This is a genomic window from Bacillus sp. AF23, from assembly GCF_020861455.1.
Lineage (GTDB): Bacteria > Bacillota > Bacilli > Bacillales > Bacillaceae > Bacillus > Bacillus halotolerans.
In genome coordinates, this window is the sequence record NZ_JAJHVY010000015.1 from 450,936 (window position 1) to 469,594 (window position 18,659).

The window sequence follows — 18,659 nt, forward strand, 5'->3', positions numbered from 1 at the left end:
AACGATCACTTTTTCCAATATTATCCAAACATCATCTGATTTATTCCGATATTGTATATGATCCTATTTTAAAGGAGGATTCTCATGAAAAAAATCGGTTTATTGGTTATGTTATGCTTGGCTGCCGTGTTACCATTTATTTTTCCCGCCCAGCAAGCAGCTGCGGCCGGAGCCCCTTATAAGGCCTCCATCTCAAATATTAGCACGGACGGAGGCGTGTACGGTAAAATCAATTACGGACAGGGCCAATTTTGGCGAGTCAAGTACAATATTACGATAAGCGGTACATTGCTCGACGAAAAAGGAGCGCCAGTGCCAAACACACCAGTCAGCTTTGAAGCAGATACAAAAGTCGGGAATACAACACAGACAGCTGCGGGAACAACTGATGAAAACGGAAAGTTTAACGTTCCGATGTATTTAGGACCTGCTGCTGGATACTACACGTATTACACATCTGTTTCCGTCCATTACTATGACATTATTCCATTCAGGGTTTATTCAGGTGATGCGAGATTGCTATCCACTGATAACAGCCTTTATCATTTCGCCTATCAAGTGAGACGATAACAAAACAGCCCCCAAGGCTTTTGGGGGCTGTCTGTCTTTTTAATCCTCCGCTTTTTCCACTAAATCTGAAAAGAGCCCGTATACGTAAGATTCAGCGTCAAACTCCTGAAGATCATCAACTTTTTCTCCTAAACCGACTAATTTAACCGGAATATGAAGCTCGTTGCGAATTGCAAGGACAATGCCGCCTTTTGCAGTGCCGTCAAGCTTTGTTAAAGCAATTCCTGTAACGTTTGTTGCTTTAGAGAACTCCTTCGCCTGTGCCATTGCGTTTTGTCCAGTGGTGGCATCAAGGGCGAGCAGCACCTCATGAGGCGCTTCAGGCACTTCTCTTTCGATAACGCGCTTCACCTTTTCGAGCTCCTTCATCAGGTTTACCTTATTTTGAAGACGCCCTGCCGTATCACAAATCAATACATCGGCTTCTCTCGCTTTGGCAGCGTGAACAGCATCATAGATGACAGCCGCAGGATCGCTGCCGGCCGCCTGCTTAATGACAGGCACACCCGTACGTTCTCCCCATACTTCAAGCTGTTCAATCGCTCCTGCTCTGAAAGTGTCTCCGGCAGCGAGTACAACAGACTTTCCTTCTTGCTTTAGTTTATGAGCAAGCTTTCCGATCGTTGTCGTTTTGCCGACTCCATTTACGCCGACTAGGAGAATGACATTTAAACGACCTTCCTGAATGTTCAGCTCAGAAATTTGTTCGTCTCCGCTGTTATAAATCTCCACCAGCTTCTCAGAAATAACAGACTGCACTTCCTGCGGATCTTGAATATTTCTGCGTTTCACTTCTTTTTTGAGCTCGTCTATCAGCTCCATAACCGTTGTAAAACCGACATCAGCACTGATCAGGACCTCTTCAAGCTCTTCGAAGAAGTCCTCATCAATTTTACGGTAACGGGACACGAGATCATTCACTTTGTTTTGAAAGGAGTTTCTCGTTTTTTCAAGGCCGTCCTTAAACTTTTCAGATACGGAATCTGTCTGTTTTGTGATTTTCTCTTTTAATTTTTTAAAAAAGCTCATCTTATAACCTCTTTCCTCGTTACTGAACGAATTCTTTTGTCTCTTCCAGCTTCACTGAGATGACCTTAGAAACACCGGATTCCTGCATCGTCACTCCGTAAAGCACATCAGCTTCCTCCATTGTGCCTTTTCTGTGGGTAATCACAATAAACTGGGTATCCGCACTGTATTTTTTCAAATACTGCGCAAACCGGAACACATTTGCTTCGTCAAGCGCGGCTTCTACCTCGTCTAAAACACAAAACGGCACAGGGCGCACCTTTAAAATTGAGAATAAGAGCGCAATAGCAGTAAGCGCACGCTCTCCGCCAGACAAAAGGTTTAAGTTTTGCAGTTTTTTCCCCGGCGGCTGCGCGATAATTTCCACTCCGGAATGCAGCAGATCATTCGGATCGGTGAGCCTTAATTCCGCTCGTCCTCCTCCGAATAAGGAGCGGAAGACTTGATCAAAGTGAGAGCGGATTTGGACGAATGTGTCGTTAAAGCGTTTCGTCATCTCTTCGTCCATTTCCTCAATCACTTGGAACAGGGTATTTTTTGCTTCTGTTAAATCTTCTTTTTGTTCTGACAAGAATTGATAGCGTTCGTTAACCCTCTCAAACTCATCTATGCTTCCGAGGTTTACCGATCCAAGCTCTTCTATTGCGAGTTTAATCAGCTTCACGCGCTTTCGTGCTTCCTCGGGATCTGTTTCAAGCTGGTATTTCTCTTTAGCTCCCTCAAAGGACAAGCTGTATTCTTCCCGCAAGTATTGCAGCAAATTATCAAGCTCGACTTCCATTCGGCCTAGTTTTACTTCTTCGTCTTTTAAGAGCGTTGTTTTTTGTTTATACAGGCGCTTCATTTCTTTCAGCTCGCGCTCATACGTATCAAGCCCCTGCTGAAGTTTGATCCTCTGGTCACGCCTTAACGCAATCAATTCAATTGTTTTTGTTTTGTCATTCAATTTATGTTTCGCGGCCTCTTCCAGTTTTTCTTCGCCGCTTGTGCTTGATGACATTTCTGACGTTAAGAAGCTTAGGTCCTCTTTCGTCTCTTTTAAAGCAAGCTCTGTTTCTTGGAGCTCTTTCTTTAATCTAGCGAGGTTGTCCTCTTCGCTCTTACATGCTTGCTCTTTTTTCGCTGCTGCGATCTTCAGCTCAGTCAGCTCATTGGAGAGAGACTCTTTTGTAGAGGACTGTGTCTGTTTTTGTTTTGTCAGTCTATCAATATCCTCTTCAAGCTGTTTCATCTTTTCGGATACGGAAGAAAGCTTTTCTTCCAGCTCGCGTTTGCGCGCTTTCTTCTCTTGATCGCTTTCTGACAGAGCTGATTTCTCTTGATCATAGAGCTCTAAGTGAGTATTGATATTCTTCTCAGCGACTTGAAGCTCATACAGCTGGCCTTTCACATCCTGCTGCTTTACTCTTAAGCCTTCCCCGGCCTCTCTTAATTCAGCCAGTTTTTTCTCCATCTCCTGAATGGATTGCTTAAGGGTTTTGACCTCTTGTTCAAGCTGCGCTGTTTTTTCTTCCATCTCAACGAGCCGCTGGGTGACATCCTCTAGTTCCCGGCTTCTTCCTAGCAGGGAATTGTTTTTCTTTTTAACGGCGCCCCCCGTCATTGAACCTCCAGGATTCACGACATCGCCCTCGAGAGTAACAATGCGGTAACGGTGTCCAAGCAGCTTCGCAAGCTCATTTGCGCCTTTTAAATGCTCTGTAATCAGAACGGTGCCAAGCAGGTTTTGAATGATACGGCGATACGCAGGATCAAATGTGACAAGATCACTGGCAACCCCGAGAAATGACGGGTGCTGCTCCGCAGTTGCCGCGTCCCTGCTTTGAAGCTGACGGTCTTTGATGACAGAAAGCGGCAGAAATGTCGCCCGGCCGAACGAATTCTGTTTCAGATATTGAATCGCTTTACGGGCGGACTGTTCATCATCGGTTACGACATGCTGTGCTGAAGCTCCGAGTGCTATTTCAATGGCCGTTTCATACTTTTGTTCTGTTGAAATCAGCTCAAGGACTGCCCCGCGAATACCGCCAAGCCGCTCTTTCGCTTTCAGCACCTCTTTAACACCTTGATAAAAGCCGGAGAAATCTCCCTGCATCGTCTCAAGCATGTCTTTTTTCGATCTCGCCTGCTGGACGTATTGGTATGCTTGGTAAAGAGCAGATTCATTTTTCTCATATTGACGCTTTTTCTGCTCGTATTTGACCTGCATTTCACGATACGCGCCGACTTGGCTGTGAATCTCCTGCTCTATGCGGGCAAACTCGGTTTCACATGCAGCTTTTTGGGCGGAAATATCGCGCCGTTCCTGCAGATGCTTTTCATTATTATCAGCTAGCCTCTGCTGGGTAACGGCTGATTGGGACATCTGGTCATCAAGCAGCTGGAGCTCATTGCGAATCGACGCCTGGCTGTTTAACAGCTCAAAGTAATCGCTTTTCAGCTGTTCAATTTTCTCTTCGACATTTTCATTATGAAGACTGAGAGCCTGCTGCTTTTCCTTCACCTGTGCTTTTAAATCTTTCACTTCTGTCTGAAGCGCTTCGAAAACAGCTTCCTGCTTCGCAAGATCTTCTTTCAGCACAGCTTCTTTTTGCTGAAACTGTACGATGGCTTCTTCAAGCTGCTCTCGGTTTTGCACAGCGTTTTTTTTGCGTTCTTTCAGTACTTCTTTGCGCCCTTCCAGCTTTTCAAGCTCCTCACTTGTCACAAGCAAGACTTGCTGGAGCTCGTCCACTGATTCATCGAGCGCTTGAATTTTGTCTCGCGCATCTTCAATTTTCGCTTCTTTTGCTGTGATAGCAGACGATTCAGCGAGCTCTTCTTCTTTAGCGGCTTGCACTTTCTCCTGAAGGCTTGACCATTTGGCGTGCAGCTCTTCAATATCGTAAGCGGTCAGCGCAATTTCAACGTGCTCAAGCTCTTTCTTTTTCTCCAGGTAGTCTTTCGCAATTGAGGCCTGTATTTTAAGAGGTTCAACCTGGCCTTCCAGCTCATGTAATATATCTTCTACCCGGTTTAAATTATCCTGGGTTTCAAACAGCTTGTTTTCTGCTTTTTTCTTTCTCGTTTTGTATTTGAGCACCCCTGCTGCTTCTTCAAAGATACTGCGGCGATCCTCCGCTTTGCTGCTCAGGATTTCTTCCACTTTCCCTTGGCTGATAATCGAAAATGCTTCTTTTCCAAGTCCTGAGTCCATAAATAAATCAATAATATCTTTTAAGCGGCACGGCTGATTGTTAATTAAAAATTCACTCTCGCCAGATCTGTACACACGTCTTGTGACACTGACCTCATGGAAGTCAATCGGCAAAAAATGATCGTCATTATCAAGCGTAAGTGTAACTTCGGCAAGATTTAACCGTTTTCTCGAATCACTGCCGGCAAAAATAATATCTTCCATTTTCCCGCCGCGAAGGGAACGTGCTGATTGTTCTCCAAGAACCCAGCGAATAGCGTCTGTGATATTGCTTTTTCCGCTTCCGTTCGGGCCGACAACCGCAGTGACGCCTTTTACAAAATCAACGGAAATCCGTTCTGCAAATGATTTAAATCCTATAACGTCTAAACGTTTGAGGAACATAGCGATCCTCCTTATGTAATAAGTATTTCAATTTTATCATAAACATGGATGAAATAAGACGGCAAACATACTGAAATCCCCCTTATAACTCAGGGGGATTTTATTGTTTCGTATGGTGTTTTTGCAATTTAGCTAGAGCTTCCTGAGCAGCGTGCTGTTCGGCTTCTTTCTTTGAACGGCCGTTTCCGACTCCGAGTGGTTCACCTTTTAGAGATACGATGGCTTCGAATTCACGGTTATGGGCAGGTCCTTTTTCGTTGGATATTTTATACTCCAGCGAGCCCTTGCCGTCCCGCTGCACGTATTCCTGCAGCTGGCTTTTAAAATCCATCACATGAGAAAAAGCACCATCGTTTATTTTAGGGAACACATAGACTTTTAAGAAACTTTCGACCGGCTCTAATCCCTGGTCAAGATACAAGGCTCCGATAAATGCTTCGAAGACATCCGCCAAAAGTGCAGGACGTTTTCTGCCGCCCGTCATTTCCTCGCCTTTCCCTAATAGGACAAGATCGCCGAATGACAGTTCGTGAGCCAATGAAACGAGAGACGGTTCGCATACAATCGCGGCTCTCAATTTCGTCAAATCTCCTTCACTCATAGCCGGATACTTGGCAAATAAGAATCTGGAGATCGTCAGTTCCAAAACAGCGTCACCTAAAAATTCAAGCCTTTCATTATCTTCATACGGCTTTTTCCGATGCTCATTCACATAAGATGAATGTGTAAATGCTTGATACAAAAGCTTTTCATTTTGAAAGTGAACCGAGATCCGTTCTTGAAACTCTTTAAATTGTTCTATTTTTTTATAGAACTTTTTCTTATCTTTATAATGTGAGTGTTTTGACATAGTAACCTCCATAGGCACATCAGGTTCACCGCGCTTCTCTGACTAAACCGGATACAGCGCGCGTAAAAGCGGCATGCTGTAATAACTGCACGAATAAAGGGCTAAAGCCCCGCATTTCAGCGGGACTTTTAGCATCAGCTTATTGCTGGTTTTGTATGTAGTTCACAGCGTCGCCGACTGTTGCAATCTTTTCAGCATCTTCGTCAGAAATTTCCATATCAAACTCGTCTTCAAGTTCCATAACAAGCTCAACTACATCCAGGGAATCAGCACCTAAGTCTTCCTTGAAAGAAGCTTCAAGTTTGACGTCTGCTTCATCAACGCCAAGGCGATCTACGATGATTTTCGTTACACGCTCTAATGTATCTGCCATAGCAATTCACCTCCCCTCAAGTATTATAGTGGATTCGTTTTTAAAAAACTAGAGTAACTATGATGAAATTTTCGAGAAAAAACTTACATTACCATTCCGCCGTCAATATGAAGCGTCTGGCCTGTCATGTAACGCGCTCCCTCTGAAGCAAGAAACGTGACGACGCTGCTGACATCTCCGGGATCGCCAAAGCGAGCGAGCGGAATTTGTTTCAGCATTTCATCTTGAACGTCTTTGGCAAGCTTATCTGTCATATCAGTTGAGATAAATCCAGGCGCAATCGCATTAACTGTGATGTTGCGGCTTGCGAGCTCTTTAGCTGAAGACTTTGTTAAGCCGATCACACCTGCTTTTGCAGCCACGTAGTTGGCTTGTCCAGGATTTCCGCTGACGCCGACGATAGACGATACGTTAATAATCCGGCCTGAACGCTGCTTCATCATTTGTCTTGTCACAGCTTTCGTGCAGTTGAAAACACCCTTCAGGTTAATGTTAATAACATCATCCCACTCATCTTCTTTCATTCTCATGATGAGATTGTCTTTTGTAATTCCGGCGTTGTTCACTAGAATGTCAATTGTAGAGAAAACAGAAATCGCTTCTTTTATCATGTTTTGTACATCTTCAGGATTTGATACATCGGCTTTGACAGCAATTGCTTTTCTGCCCATTGATTTGATTTCATCTACGACTTCATTTGCTTTCGCTTCGCTGCCTGAGTAGTTAACGACAACGTTTGCACCGTTTTTGGCCAAGTCAAGGGCGATTGAACGGCCGATTCCGCGGGATGCGCCAGTGACAACAGCTGTTTTTTCATTAAGCATTCTCATTCTCCTCCTTAAGCGTTTGAATTGCCAGTTCAATCGTTTCCGGGTCTGATACGGCAATGGTTTTTAAGCGTCTGTTTACTTTTTTCACAAGGCCTGAAAGCACTTTGCCGGGACCGATTTCAATAAACGTCGTAACACCCTCTGCGATCAGCTTGTTAACAGTTTCCTCAAAACGAACCGGGGAGTACAGCTGCTCAATGAGTTTCTCTTTAATGTCTGCCTTATCTGTCATCACATCTGCAGAAACATTTGAGATCACCGGCACGCCTGCGTCTTTCAGTTCACAGGAGTCCAAGACTTCCTTCAGCTTATCAGCGGCAGGCTTCATCAGTTCAGAATGGAACGGACCGCTTACGTCAAGCGGGATCGCACGTTTAGCGCCGTTCTCTTTTGCCTGTTCAGATGCAAGCTCTACTCCTTTTGCCGTTCCGGAAATAACGATTTGTCCGGGACAGTTGAGGTTGGCAAGCTGCACAAGGTGGCCATCCTCAGTGACTTTATCGGTTACTTGTTTCAATGCGTCGGCATCCATGCCGAGAATGGCAGCCATCGCTCCTTCTCCGGCCGGCACCGCTTCGTTCATGAACTCACCGCGTTTTCTGACAGTATAAACAGCGTCTTTAAAGCTCATTGCGCCAGCCGCCACCAGTGCAGAATATTCTCCAAGGCTGTGTCCGGCTGTGAAATCAGGTGTAATGCCTGATTCTTTAAACTTTTCAAGCACAGCAATGCTAGTCGTCAGCAAAGCAGGCTGCGCATTGTATGTAAGGGTTAATTCTTTGGCATCACCTTCAAAAATCAGTGAGCTAAGCTTTGTTTCCAATGTTTCGTCCGCTTCATCGAACAGACGTTTTGCAGCTGGAACCTGATCATAAAGCTCTTTCCCCATGCCGATAAATTGAGATCCCTGACCAGGGAATAAAAATGCAATCTTACTCATGATGTAAAAACCTCCAGACTATTCATCTGTTTTTTCTTCTTTTACTTCTTCCTGAATGAGCGCAGCCATGTTTTGGCTGACCATCTCTCTGGCTTGGCGGATCGCATGGTAAACCGCACGGGCATCAGAAGAGCCGTGTGCCTTGATTACCGGCGCTTTCAAACCGAAAAGACTTGCTCCGCCGTATTCGGAATAATCCATTTTCATTTTCATTTCCTTCATCTTCGGCTTCAGCACAGCGGCCGCAAGCTTAGATGTAAAGTTTGACGTGAGCGCTTCTCTCATCATTTTAAAAATGGACATCGCAGAGCCTTCAAGCGTTTTGAGTGTAACATTCCCGGTAAATCCGTCCGTTACTACGACATCTGCTACATCGTCTAAAAGGTCCCGTGCTTCCACGTTTCCGATAAAGTTGATGTTTGCCTCTTTTAATAATTGGAACGTCTGCTTCGTCAATTCGTTTCCTTTTTTATCTTCTGTTCCGACATTCAAAAGACCGATTCTCGGTGAAGTCACGCCTCGGACTTGCTGGGAATAAACAGAACCCATAATGGCGTATTGAACGAGATGCTCAGGCTTGGCATCTACATTGGCGCCGACATCAAGGAGCAGAAATCCGCCGCCTGATACAGTTGGCAGTGTCGGTGCAAGCGCAGGGCGGTCAATTCCTTTAATTCTTCCCACAATAAACAGGCCGGCTGTCATTAACGCGCCGGTATTTCCTGCTGAAATGCAGGCGTCAGCTCTGCCTTCTGCAACTTCCTGCGCCATCAGAACCATAGAAGAGTTCTTTTTTCTCCGCACGGCGCGGACCGGTTCGTCCGTAGGCTCAATCACTTCATCTGCGTGCAGCACCGTGATGCGATCTGATGATGTTGTTAAATACGATTCTATTGTTGTCTTGTCACCGACAAGTGTAATATGAAGATCATCAAATGACTCTATACCCTTCATAACTCCGTCAATAACAGCTTTGGGAGCGTGGTCTCCTCCCATTGCATCTACAGCTATTCTCATGCATGCTCCACCTTTATGAATGTTTTGAACGGTACATGTCAAAGCGTCCAGAAAAAACAATTTCCTCTGCAACATAGCTGTTCACTTCGACAACCGTTCTTCCTTTATCTTTCTCAACCGCCGTCACTTTCGCTTTCGCAACGACGCGCTCACCCTGCTTTACCTGCCTGGTAAAGCGGATGTCTGCACTTGCAGTCAGCGCCAATTCGTCATCTATAATTGCAACGGCCAAAGAATTCGCCTGAGCAAATAAATGGTGTCCTCTTGCAATTTGATTCCGGCTGAATACATGCTCCTGTTTTATTTCTAAAATAGAAATCGCCTGATCATCCAGCTCAAGGTCAATAATTTCTCCGATGACTTCGTCTAGTGACAGGGACTTCACTTCATCTTCAAGCGTTTTCTCTGCCACGTTCTTAATTCTTTCTCTCAGCTCCGGTATGGAAAGCTCCAAGCGGTCCAAACGAATCGTCTGTATGCTAACTCCGAATTTTCCCGCTAATTCTTCATCTGTAATAAATGGGGTTGCTTTGATCGTCTGCTGAAGTAATTCCTGGCGTTCTTTCTTATTTCTTCTCATATCTAAACACCATCCGGCAAATTAAGACTAGGTACTAATAGTAGTATATAATTTCATAGATTGGAATGCAATGATTGTTTCTGGCTAAACACCAAAAACTTCTTGCCTCAGCTCAATTTTTCCCCGTCCATGACTCCGCTTTTCAGCAAATGCTCTCTTAGCGCCCCATATTCAGGGTCGTTCCAGAACGCTTCCGAAGCCACCAGATTTGCAGCGTCCTGCCTTGCCGTTTCAAGCGCTCTGTAATCATGAACCATGTCCGCCACCTTAAAATCAGGCATTCCGCTTTGTTTTTTTCCAAAGAAATCTCCCGGGCCTCTCAGTTCCAAATCCTTTTCAGACAGTTCAAAGCCGTCATTGGTTTCCGACATGATTCTCATCCGTTCTTTTCCTGTTTCTGATTTCGGATCAGCCATAAGAATGCAGTAGGATTGGTGCTCGCCGCGGCCGACTCGGCCGCGCAGCTGGTGAAGCTGGGACAAACCAAAGCGATCGGCGTCGTAAATGACCATAATCGTTGCATTCGGGACATTCACTCCGACTTCAACAACAGTGGTTGATACGAGAATTTGACACGTATTCGCGCTGAATTCCCTCATCACCTGATCTTTTTCATCGGAATGCAGTTTTCCGTGCATCAGACCGACGTTCCATTTTCCACGGAAAACCTCAGAAAGCATATTGTATACATCTATAGCGTTTTGCACATCAAGCTTGTCTGATTCTTCGATCAGCGGACAGATAATATACGCCTGTCTGCCTTGCTTTAATTCTTTTTCGACGAATGCCAGAATGCGGTCCAGCATGTCATGTTTCACCCAATAGGTCTCGATTTGTTTCCGCCCCGCCGGCATCTCATCAATGACGGAGACATCCATTTCACCGAAAACAGTAATCGCCAGGGTTCTCGGAATCGGAGTGGCTGTCATAAAGAGCACATCGGGATCCTGCCCTTTGTTCCGAAGCTTCTTCCGCTGTTCAACTCCAAATCGGTGCTGCTCATCCGTAATGACAAGACTTAGCGCTTTAAACTCGACCTCATCCTGGATTAAAGCATGGGTTCCTACAAGAATATCAATCTCTCCCGCAGCAAGCCGCTCAAGCAATTCCCTTCGGCGCTTCCCTTTTACAGAGCTTGTCAGAAGGGCGACATTGACATCCCACTTTTCAAACAGTGAAACAAGGGAATCAGCATGCTGTTCAGCAAGAATTTCTGTCGGAACCATAAGCGCTCCCTGATATCCGGATAAAATGGCCGCATAAAGCGCGATGGCAGCGACTGCCGTTTTTCCTGATCCGACGTCTCCTTGAAGAAGACGGTTCATTCTATATGGGGAAGACATGTCTGCTGTTATTTCGCGAAGCACGCGGGATTGGGCGTTGGTGAGAGGAAACGGGAGGCTTTTGACAAATGTCATGAGTTCTTCGTTTGAAAAACGCTGCCGTATCCCTTGTGACTGCTCTCTTTCCGCCTTTCGGAACGCCTGCATTTTCAACTGAAATAATAAAAATTCTTCGTAAACGAATCGGCGTCTGGCCAGCTTTAATGCTTCTCTTGTTTCTGGCTGGTGCATCGCTTTTAACGCTTGATGATAGTCCGGCAGCTTATAGCGAACTTTAAGATTTTCCGGGAGAGGATCAGGTATTGAGTCCGCATATTGGGTCAGCCCGTGCTGAATAAAACGTCTCATCATTTTGACGGTGACATTTTCTTTCACGGAATAGACTGGTTCAATGCTTTTATCCTCTTGATGCGGCCCATTTTTTAATTCCTGAACAGAAATGGTCTGACGGTGCTTGTCCCATTTTCCGGAAATCGTCACAACAGAGCCCAGCGAAAGCTTTTTCTTTAAATAAGGACGGTTAAAACAAATGGCAGTGATTAAATAATGGCCGACAAGAAGGCGAAATGTCAGCCTGTTTCGTTTTTTTCCGTAATAGGTAAGAGAAGGCTCTGAATGAACCTTCCCTTCAACTGTGACTCTTTCATCATGCTGTACTTCTTCTAAATCCCTCAGCTCGTAGTCATCATAGCGATAAGGGAAATAATTCAGAAGATCAGAAATGTCATAAATACCGAGTTCATTTAATGTTTTTTCTGTTTCCGGCCCAATGCCCTTAATGTTGGCTATACTAGTTTGCTGATGTTGTTTCACTTGAACCCAGCGCTCCTCCGAATATTTTTTTCTCTAATTCTCTTCCCGTCGGTGTTGCCGCTAAACCGCCCTGGCCTGTTTCTCTAAGGGCAGTGGGCATCGTTTGGCCGATTTTATACATCGCATCGATGACCTCGTCACATGGAATCCGGCTTGTAATGCCTGCTAATGCCATATCAGCAGCAATCATCGCGTTTGATGCGCCCATTGCATTCCGCTTCACACAAGGCACTTCAACAAGGCCCGCAACAGGATCACACACAAGGCCGAGCATATTTTTTAATGTAATGGCCATGGCCTCCGCACTTTGCTCAGGTGTTCCGCCTGCCATTTCAACAATTGCCGCAGCTGCCATACCCGAGGCAGATCCTACCTCTGCCTGACACCCGCCGGCAGCACCGGAAATACTTGCATTATTTGCTACGACAAATCCGAAAGCTCCCGCCGTAAATAAAAAGCGGATCATTTGTTCTCTTGTCGGGTTCAGTTTTTCTTTCACGGCAAATAACGTACCCGGCACTACACCTGCAGATCCGGCAGTCGGTGTCGCACAGATTGTTCCCATGGCGGCATTCACTTCATTTGTTGCGACAGCTTTCGATACTGCGTCTAAAATCAGCGCTCCCGACAGGCTTTTTCCAGATCGAATGTAGGCCTGTAATTTAACGGCATCCCCGCCTGTTAAGCCCGTTTGACTCGTAACTCCTTCAAGCCCTTTCTGAACCGCCGCTTCCATAACAGTCAGATTGTGATCCATCTGCTGAAAAATTTCTTCTTTTGTTTTTTCTGTTACTTCCATCTCTTGAGCGATCATGATGTCAGAGATGGATATTTGCTTTTCTTTCGTTATCTCAATTAATTCTTTTACATTACGAAACATAACTGGCTCCTCCTGACCCTTCGCTAGTCAGCAATCTTTGTCACTTGAATAATGTTCGGCAGCTTCGACAGCTCATCGAGAACATCATCGTCAATATTTTGATCCACTTCTATTGTCATCAGCGCAAGCTGACCAATATCCTTGCGGGCGACTTCCATATGGCCGACGTTGATTGAGAATTTCGCAAGGACATTGGCAACTCCTGCAATGGTGCCAAACTTGTCATTATGGACAACTAGAATGGCAGGGTGGTTTCCAGACAGACGGAGCTCAAAGCCGTTTAATTCTGTGATTTCAATTTTTCCTCCGCCTATCGAAATTCCCGTCAGTTCAAGTTCTCCCTTTTCATCAGAAATACTAATTCGAGCTGTGTTCGGGTGAACCGGAACAGCGTCTTCAACTCGAAACTCTATATCAATTCCTTTATCTTCTGCAATTTGTATAGCGGTTTTAATCCGTTCGTCAAATGTATCAAAATCAAGCAGACCGCCGATAATTGCCACATCTGTGCCGTGACCCTTATATGTTTCAGCAAAAGAGCCGTAAAAGGACACAACGATGCGCTCAGGCTCTCTGCCAAATAAACTTCTGGCCACTCTCCCGATTCTCGCCGCGCCTGCTGTATGCGAACTGGACGGACCGATCATAACCGGGCCGATAATATCAAAAACGCTTCTATATTTCATGCTATTCCTCCTTATGAAACAGAGCTTATAAGCGGCTTTGCTTCTAGACTAATTGATCGGATATAAAATGGCAAGCGGGCGCGTTACAGCGCTGCCGCACTTAAAAGCAGACATAAGAATAGAAGGGCAATTTGCCCTTCTATTCTGCAGAAATTATATACGAATACAGCGGCTGTTTTCCGTTGTGGATTTCAACCTCAATCTCTTCGTACTTGTCGTTGAGAAACGCTTCAAGCTCTTCAGCTTCTTCTTGAGACGCATCTTCTCCATAAAGAATGGTGACAATTTCGTCCTCTTCTCCGATCATTTCTGACAAGAGCATTTTTGCAGCACCCAGCTGATCTTCAGCACTGCCGATAATCGTTCCATTCAGAATTCCCATAAAGTCGCCTTTTTTTATGTCTTGTCCGTCAATATGAGTATCCCTGACTGAGTATGTCACCTGTCCGCTTTTTACTTGCTGAATGGCACTTAGCATATTGGCTTCATTTGCTTCAGGCTCCTGATCCGGATTAAATGCCAGCAGCGCTGACATGCCTTGCGGAACCGTTTTGGCAGGAATGACAAAAACCTGTTCACCCATTACGCTGGCCGCTTGATTAGCAGCCATGATGATGTTGGAGTTATTCGGTAAGATAAACACAGTGTCTGCATTTACAGATCTTACAGCATCGACAATATCCTCAGTGCTCGGATTCATTGTCTGGCCGCCTTCAATTACAACGGAAGCGCCAATGCTTTTGAATAAATCAGAAATGCCTTCTCCCATCGCAACAGTCACAATGCCGTACGGCTGCTTTGCCGCTTTCTCGCTGTGAGCAGGCTCGCTGTCCTGGCTGATGATGGAAGTGTGCTGCTCTCTCATGTTTTCAATTTTGATTTTTATTAATTCACCGTAATTTTGAGCGTAGTTTAACACGTTTCCCGGCTCTTCAGCATGAATATGAACCTTCGCCAGAGACTCGTCTGCAATAACCAAAAGAGAATCACCAAATTGGCTGAGGTCATTTCTGAATGTGCCTTCATCAAATTCTCTTTTATTCTGATCGAGCCTTACCATCACTTCTGTACAGAAACCGAATTCAATATCATCTGTATTCATCATGCTCTGCGCGCTCTTATGATGCTCTGCGCTGACCATGTCATCAAGTGACGGAAGAACGGTTTTCTCAGGAACGGTCTCTCCTTTTAATGAAGCGAGGAAACCTTCATACACACAAAGCAGGCCTTTGCCTCCGCTGTCAACGACTCCTACTTCCTTCAGGACAGGCAGCAATTCCGGTGTCCGGTTTAAGGATGCCTCAGCTTCCTTTGTCACCGATGTCATCAGCGCAATGATATCGGTTTCTTTTTCCGCCAGGGCCACCGCTTGTTTCGCAGCATCTTTTGCAACTGTTAAGATGGTTCCCTCCACAGGCTTCATGACTGCTTTGTAAGCCATATCGACACCGGCTTGCAGCGCGGCGGCAAACTCTTTTGCATTAATTTCTTTTTTTGTTTCAATGCTTTTACTGAATCCTCGGAACAATTGGGACAGGATGACTCCTGAATTCCCTCTTGCCCCCATGAGCAATCCTTTAGATAACGCGGAGCCCACTTTACCGATATCACTTGTCTCCAAATGCTCCACTTCTCTTGCCCCGGAAGTCATTGACAGGTTCATGTTTGTTCCCGTATCACCATCCGGCACCGGAAACACGTTGAGCGCGTCAACCGCACTCGCGTTTTGCGACAGATTCTGTGCACCTGCAAGAATCATCTCGGCAAAGGTTCTGCCGTCTAATGTTCTGATAGACAATCCTACTCCTCCTAACTACGGGTTCGTCACTCGTACGCCTTGGACATAAATATTGACAGAGTCCACTGCAAGTCCGACTGTTTGATTTACTGTGTACTTTACTTTTGTTTGGACGTTATGTGCCACTTCAGAAATTTTTGTGCCGTAGCTGACAATGATATACATGTCAATATGTATCTGTTCTGCTTCTTGGCGAACTTGAACACCTCTGCTGAAATTCTCTTTCCGAAGGATTTCAGTCAGTCCGTCTTTAATTTGGTTTTTAGAGGCCATTCCAACAATGCCGTAACAGTCAATCGCAGCGCCGCCGGCAACCATTGCAATGACTTCATTCGATATATCAATCTGCCCGTATTTCGTTCTTAATTCAATGGACACACTAGTTCCTCCTTCGAATGCATAGAGTTACAGCTATTCTACTATATGAATTCCATTATGAAAAGAAAAGACGCGACAAACGCTGCACGTCTCTTTACATATACTATAGCGCCGCTGTTTGTGCAAGATGTCAAGTGAATTTTCTTGAAAGATGATGAAACAATAGTTGCAAACGTTTTTTAGCTGTGGTAAATTATTTAAAGTATCCATATCGAAAGCATCTAAGAACATATGAAAGTGAAAAAGTAGATGTTTTGTGCAAGTGAGGAGGGAAACAAATGGCACGTAAATGCGTTATCACAGGTAAAAAAACAACAGCTGGGAATAACCGTTCTCACGCAATGAACGCTTCTAAGCGCACTTGGGGCGCGAATCTTCAAAAGGTTCGTATCCTTGTGAACGGAAAACCTAAAAAAGTATATGTATCTGCTCGAGCTTTGAAATCCGGTAAAGTTGAGCGTGTATAACAAAATGAACGCCTGCCCTGATATGTGGCAGGCGTTTTTATGTGGTGAAAGGGGGCTTGAACCCCTGGGCTTTAATCTTTTCTAAATGAGCCCAGCATCGCCCGGACAATTCCTCCTAAAAACTTCGGCAATTTAATGGTGTAAAATTTCATTTTTGTCCCCTCCTATAAGTCCCGTAACCGCCTGTTCATCGCTTTAAGGTTCATTAATTTCAACAAATGAGTGAAAGCAGAAGCTAATCCGTGCTTCTTATCATTATTAATATGCCTTTCGCAAACGAAAAAGTACCTCGTGAATGAATGAGTTCGTTACTAATACATAGTGTTGAACCAAGCGTAATATGACACTTATTTAGCGGATATTTAAAACCGGTGAGAGTCAGCTCATTTACTTCTTCTGTAAATGGGATGAAGGAGATATACCGTTTGTTTTGATCGATAAGAAGAGAATATTCGCCTGGAGAGAACATCTGAATATCATTCTGTTTGTCTATAAGCTTCATTTTCGAATTTGTTTTTACTCCCCTGTACAGCAGCTGAATATTTCCTAAAAAGTGATCTGCTCTGCCTCCCGTAATTCCGAAGATTTGAATGACATCCGGCTGCTTTTCGAGGGCCCAATCAAGAGCGAGGTCTAAATCCGTTTGATCTTTTTCTGCCTGGAACACATGGAGAGCGGGCGCGGCTTTTTCGATTTGCCGGCGTTCCTGCTCCGTAATGCTGTCAAAATCTCCGAAAGCTTCATCAGGAATGATGCCGGCATCTAAAAGCGTGACTGTGCCCTTGTCAACCCCGACCCAGATCGTGTGATCAGCCGTATAACCAGTCAGGTCGGGGATCAAATCTTTTGGGCCTCCCGCAACGATATTGATTTTTCTCATCTCTTTTTCCTTTCTGCTTCTGGGTACAGGAAAAAGAGCTCGGGCTAAATGCGCCCGGCTCTTTCTCCTGCTGCTTATTTGTTTCCTCTTATCTCAGAAATAGCTTTTTCGCGGTCAGTTTGGCCATAAACAGCAGAACCGGCAACAAGTAAATTTGCGCCCGCTTCGATGACTAGCGAGGCTGTTTCTTTGTTGACGCCGCCGTCTACTTCAATTAGCAGATCATGTTTCCCTTTTTCCTCTGCCATTCGTTTCACTTCTTTTATTTTCGGAAGAACAGAATGAATAAATTTCTGTCCGCCAAATCCAGGGTTCACCGTCATTAAGAGTACGAGATCAAGTTCTTCAAAAATATGCTCAATTACTTGAACAGGTGTATGCGGATTCAGGACAACGCCAGCTTTTACACCCTGCTCTTTCATAAGCTGGATTGTCCGGTGAAGGTGCGGACAGGCTTCGGCATGTACAGACAGGATATCTGCTCCAGCTTTTGCGAAAGCCGGGATATAACGGTCTGGCTCTTCAATCATTAAATGTACATCCAGGGGCAGTTTTGTCACCGGACGAATGGCTTCTACAATCAGCGGCCCAATCGTAATATTCGGGACAAAATGGCCGTCCATGACATCAACATGAATGTAATCGGCTCCGCCTTTTTCTACATCTTGAATCTCCTTGCCTAAAGCGGCAAAATCAGCGGAAAGAATAGAAGGTGCAATCTTTACCATGATCTAATACCTCGGCTTTCTGTCTTTGATCTCTGTGATAAATTCAACATAATGGTCGTAGCGGTACTGCTTTAATTCCCCTTCTTCAACAGCTTGTTTGACTGCACATTTCGGCTCTTTCAAATGCAAACATCCTCTGAATTTGCATGATGCGCTTTTTTCTCTGATGTCAGGGAAGGTGTAGCCCAGCTCTCCTTCTTCAATGTCTGTAAACTCAAGAGAGCTGAAACCCGGCGTATCCGCAACCAGACCTCCGGACGTGTGAATGAGCTCCACATGGCGGGTTGTGTGCTTCCCGCGGCCTAAATGCTCGGAAATCTCGTTTGTTCTCAAATCCAGTTCGGGACTGATCGCGTTGAGAAGCGAGGATTTTCCAACCCCCGACTGGCCGGCAAAGACCGTTGTTTTGCCGCGGAAATGCGGGATGATCTCCGTTAAACTTTCTTGGTCCTTAGAAGAGGTAAGAAATACGTCATAGCCAATGTTACGGTAGTCTTCAGCATACGCTTGAATGAGCTTTTGTGTATGTTGATCTTCAATTAAATCCATTTTTGTAATACAAATAATCGGCTGGATGTCATTCGCTTCTACGAGAACCAAGAAACGGTCGAGCAATGCTGTGCTGAAAGATGGCTGCATCGCCGAGAAAACAAGCACCGCTTGATCAACGTTGCAGATCGGCGGCCTGATAAGTTCATTGGTTCTTTCTTTAATCTCCAGAAGATATCCTTCTTTATTATTTTCAGCTTGATAAACAACATAATCACCGACCAAAGGGGTGATTTTATTTTTTCTGAAAATGCCTCTTCCTCTGCATTGTATAACTTTTCCGTTATTTGAATCCTCTGATTCATCCAGTACGTAATAAAAGCCGCTAAGCGCTTTAATAATTTTGCCCTCAGGCATATTTTCCCTCC

General features: G+C 45.0%; 19 protein-coding genes. 2 read left to right on the top strand and 17 right to left on the bottom strand.

Features of this window, described 5'->3' with window-relative positions:
* The first annotated feature begins 84 nt into the window (after positions 1-84).
* Positions 85-570, top strand: coding sequence for an Ig-like domain-containing protein (locus tag LNN34_RS07525; protein ID WP_044155916.1), 486 nt, complete (start codon positions 85-87; stop codon positions 568-570).
* Between the two features lie 39 nt (positions 571-609).
* On the opposite strand, the gene ftsY is transcribed toward LNN34_RS07525, so the two are convergent.
* The 13 genes from ftsY to LNN34_RS07590 form a co-directional block, all read right to left on the bottom strand.
* Positions 610-1,599: a signal recognition particle-docking protein FtsY gene (ftsY, locus tag LNN34_RS07530; RefSeq protein ID WP_044155917.1), complete on the bottom strand. Its 990-nt coding sequence runs from the start codon at positions 1,597-1,599 to the stop codon at positions 610-612.
* Between the two features lie 19 nt (positions 1,600-1,618).
* Entirely contained in the window at positions 1,619-5,179 is a 3,561-nt protein-coding gene (gene smc / locus LNN34_RS07535; RefSeq protein WP_229043053.1) for a chromosome segregation protein SMC, read from the bottom strand.
* 100 nt (positions 5,180-5,279) lie between these two features.
* The gene (gene rncS / locus LNN34_RS07540) at positions 5,280-6,029 is read right to left on the bottom strand and encodes a ribonuclease III (RefSeq protein ID WP_010334220.1); all 750 of its coding nucleotides are present in this window, start codon (positions 6,027-6,029) and stop codon (positions 5,280-5,282) included.
* 139 nt (positions 6,030-6,168) lie between these two features.
* Positions 6,169-6,402, bottom strand: coding sequence for an acyl carrier protein (acpP, locus tag LNN34_RS07545; RefSeq protein ID WP_003154310.1), 234 nt, complete (start codon positions 6,400-6,402; stop codon positions 6,169-6,171).
* 83 nt (positions 6,403-6,485) lie between these two features.
* Entirely contained in the window at positions 6,486-7,226 is a 741-nt protein-coding gene (gene fabG / locus LNN34_RS07550) for a 3-oxoacyl-[acyl-carrier-protein] reductase (protein ID WP_024121375.1), read from the bottom strand.
* On the bottom strand, positions 7,219-8,172 hold the full coding sequence (fabD, locus tag LNN34_RS07555; RefSeq protein ID WP_229043054.1) for an ACP S-malonyltransferase: 954 nt from the start codon (positions 8,170-8,172) through the stop codon (positions 7,219-7,221). Before fabD ends, fabG begins: the two co-directional genes overlap by 8 nt.
* 18 nt (positions 8,173-8,190) lie before the next feature.
* Positions 8,191-9,189, bottom strand: a complete 999-nt coding sequence (gene plsX, locus LNN34_RS07560; protein ID WP_059335803.1) for a phosphate acyltransferase PlsX — start codon at positions 9,187-9,189, stop codon at positions 8,191-8,193.
* A 13-nt stretch (positions 9,190-9,202) separates the two neighbouring features.
* Positions 9,203-9,769, bottom strand: a complete 567-nt coding sequence (fapR, locus tag LNN34_RS07565; protein WP_024121372.1) for a transcription factor FapR — start codon at positions 9,767-9,769, stop codon at positions 9,203-9,205.
* 107 nt (positions 9,770-9,876) lie between these two features.
* A complete protein-coding gene (gene recG / locus LNN34_RS07570) occupies positions 9,877-11,925 on the bottom strand; it encodes an ATP-dependent DNA helicase RecG (RefSeq protein WP_044155924.1) in 2,049 nt (682 codons plus the stop codon).
* Positions 11,903-12,805 carry an L-serine ammonia-lyase, iron-sulfur-dependent, subunit alpha gene (sdaAA, locus tag LNN34_RS07575; protein ID WP_044155925.1) on the bottom strand — a complete coding sequence of 301 codons (903 nt, stop codon included), beginning with the start codon at positions 12,803-12,805 and terminating at the stop codon, positions 11,903-11,905. The genes recG and sdaAA overlap by 23 nt, the downstream gene beginning before the upstream one ends.
* A 23-nt stretch (positions 12,806-12,828) precedes the next feature.
* Positions 12,829-13,491 (bottom strand): L-serine ammonia-lyase, iron-sulfur-dependent subunit beta, encoded by a 663-nt coding sequence (gene sdaAB / locus LNN34_RS07580; RefSeq protein ID WP_024121369.1) that lies wholly within the window; start codon positions 13,489-13,491, stop codon positions 12,829-12,831.
* A gap of 139 nt (positions 13,492-13,630) precedes the next feature.
* Positions 13,631-15,289, bottom strand: a complete 1,659-nt coding sequence (locus LNN34_RS07585) for a DAK2 domain-containing protein (RefSeq protein ID WP_059352898.1) — start codon at positions 15,287-15,289, stop codon at positions 13,631-13,633.
* 15 nt (positions 15,290-15,304) lie between these two features.
* Positions 15,305-15,667, bottom strand: a complete 363-nt coding sequence (locus LNN34_RS07590; protein ID WP_024121367.1) for an Asp23/Gls24 family envelope stress response protein — start codon at positions 15,665-15,667, stop codon at positions 15,305-15,307.
* A gap of 278 nt (positions 15,668-15,945) precedes the next feature.
* Between LNN34_RS07590 and rpmB the strand changes: the two genes are divergently transcribed.
* On the top strand, positions 15,946-16,134 hold the full coding sequence (gene rpmB / locus LNN34_RS07595; RefSeq protein ID WP_003221548.1) for a 50S ribosomal protein L28: 189 nt from the start codon (positions 15,946-15,948) through the stop codon (positions 16,132-16,134).
* A gap of 71 nt (positions 16,135-16,205) precedes the next feature.
* Here rpmB and spoVM read toward each other — a convergent pair whose 3' ends face one another.
* The 4 genes from spoVM to rsgA all read right to left on the bottom strand — a co-directional run bounded on the left by spoVM (position 16,206) and on the right by rsgA (position 18,648).
* Positions 16,206-16,286, bottom strand: coding sequence for a stage V sporulation protein SpoVM (gene spoVM / locus LNN34_RS07600; protein WP_003221545.1), 81 nt, complete (start codon positions 16,284-16,286; stop codon positions 16,206-16,208).
* Positions 16,287-16,369: 83 nt separating this feature from the next.
* Positions 16,370-17,014, bottom strand: coding sequence for a thiamine diphosphokinase (locus tag LNN34_RS07605; protein ID WP_229043055.1), 645 nt, complete (start codon positions 17,012-17,014; stop codon positions 16,370-16,372).
* Between the two features lie 74 nt (positions 17,015-17,088).
* The gene (rpe, locus tag LNN34_RS07610) at positions 17,089-17,742 is read right to left on the bottom strand and encodes a ribulose-phosphate 3-epimerase (protein ID WP_229043056.1); all 654 of its coding nucleotides are present in this window, start codon (positions 17,740-17,742) and stop codon (positions 17,089-17,091) included.
* Positions 17,743-17,745: 3 nt separating this feature from the next.
* The gene (rsgA, locus tag LNN34_RS07615) at positions 17,746-18,648 is read right to left on the bottom strand and encodes a ribosome small subunit-dependent GTPase A (protein WP_229043057.1); all 903 of its coding nucleotides are present in this window, start codon (positions 18,646-18,648) and stop codon (positions 17,746-17,748) included.
* Positions 18,649-18,659: the final 11 nt, after the last annotated feature.

Bases quoted from the DNA above. Each gene is read 5' to 3' on its own strand.
- LNN34_RS07525 (WP_044155916.1), top strand. From the start codon at position 85: ATGAAAAAAATCGGTTTATTGGTTATGTTATGCTTGGCTGCCGTGTTA.
- ftsY (WP_044155917.1), bottom strand. From the start codon at position 1,599: ATGAGCTTTTTTAAAAAATTAAAAGAGAAAATCACAAAACAGACAGAT.
- smc (WP_229043053.1), bottom strand. From the start codon at position 5,179: ATGTTCCTCAAACGTTTAGACGTTATAGGATTTAAATCATTTGCAGAA.
- rncS (WP_010334220.1), bottom strand. From the start codon at position 6,029: ATGTCAAAACACTCACATTATAAAGATAAGAAAAAGTTCTATAAAAAA.
- acpP (WP_003154310.1), bottom strand. From the start codon at position 6,402: ATGGCAGATACATTAGAGCGTGTAACGAAAATCATCGTAGATCGCCTT.
- fabG (WP_024121375.1), bottom strand. From the start codon at position 7,226: ATGCTTAATGAAAAAACAGCTGTTGTCACTGGCGCATCCCGCGGAATC.
- fabD (WP_229043054.1), bottom strand. From the start codon at position 8,172: ATGAGTAAGATTGCATTTTTATTCCCTGGTCAGGGATCTCAATTTATC.
- plsX (WP_059335803.1), bottom strand. From the start codon at position 9,189: ATGAGAATAGCTGTAGATGCAATGGGAGGAGACCACGCTCCCAAAGCT.
- fapR (WP_024121372.1), bottom strand. From the start codon at position 9,769: ATGAGAAGAAATAAGAAAGAACGCCAGGAATTACTTCAGCAGACGATC.
- sdaAA (WP_044155925.1), bottom strand. From the start codon at position 12,805: ATGTTTCGTAATGTAAAAGAATTAATTGAGATAACGAAAGAAAAGCAA.
- sdaAB (WP_024121369.1), bottom strand. From the start codon at position 13,491: ATGAAATATAGAAGCGTTTTTGATATTATCGGCCCGGTTATGATCGGT.
- rpmB (WP_003221548.1), top strand. From the start codon at position 15,946: ATGGCACGTAAATGCGTTATCACAGGTAAAAAAACAACAGCTGGGAAT.
- spoVM (WP_003221545.1), bottom strand. From the start codon at position 16,286: ATGAAATTTTACACCATTAAATTGCCGAAGTTTTTAGGAGGAATTGTC.
- LNN34_RS07605 (WP_229043055.1), bottom strand. From the start codon at position 17,014: ATGAGAAAAATCAATATCGTTGCGGGAGGCCCAAAAGATTTGATCCCC.
- rpe (WP_229043056.1), bottom strand. From the start codon at position 17,742: ATGGTAAAGATTGCACCTTCTATTCTTTCCGCTGATTTTGCCGCTTTA.
- rsgA (WP_229043057.1), bottom strand. From the start codon at position 18,648: ATGCCTGAGGGCAAAATTATTAAAGCGCTTAGCGGCTTTTATTACGTA.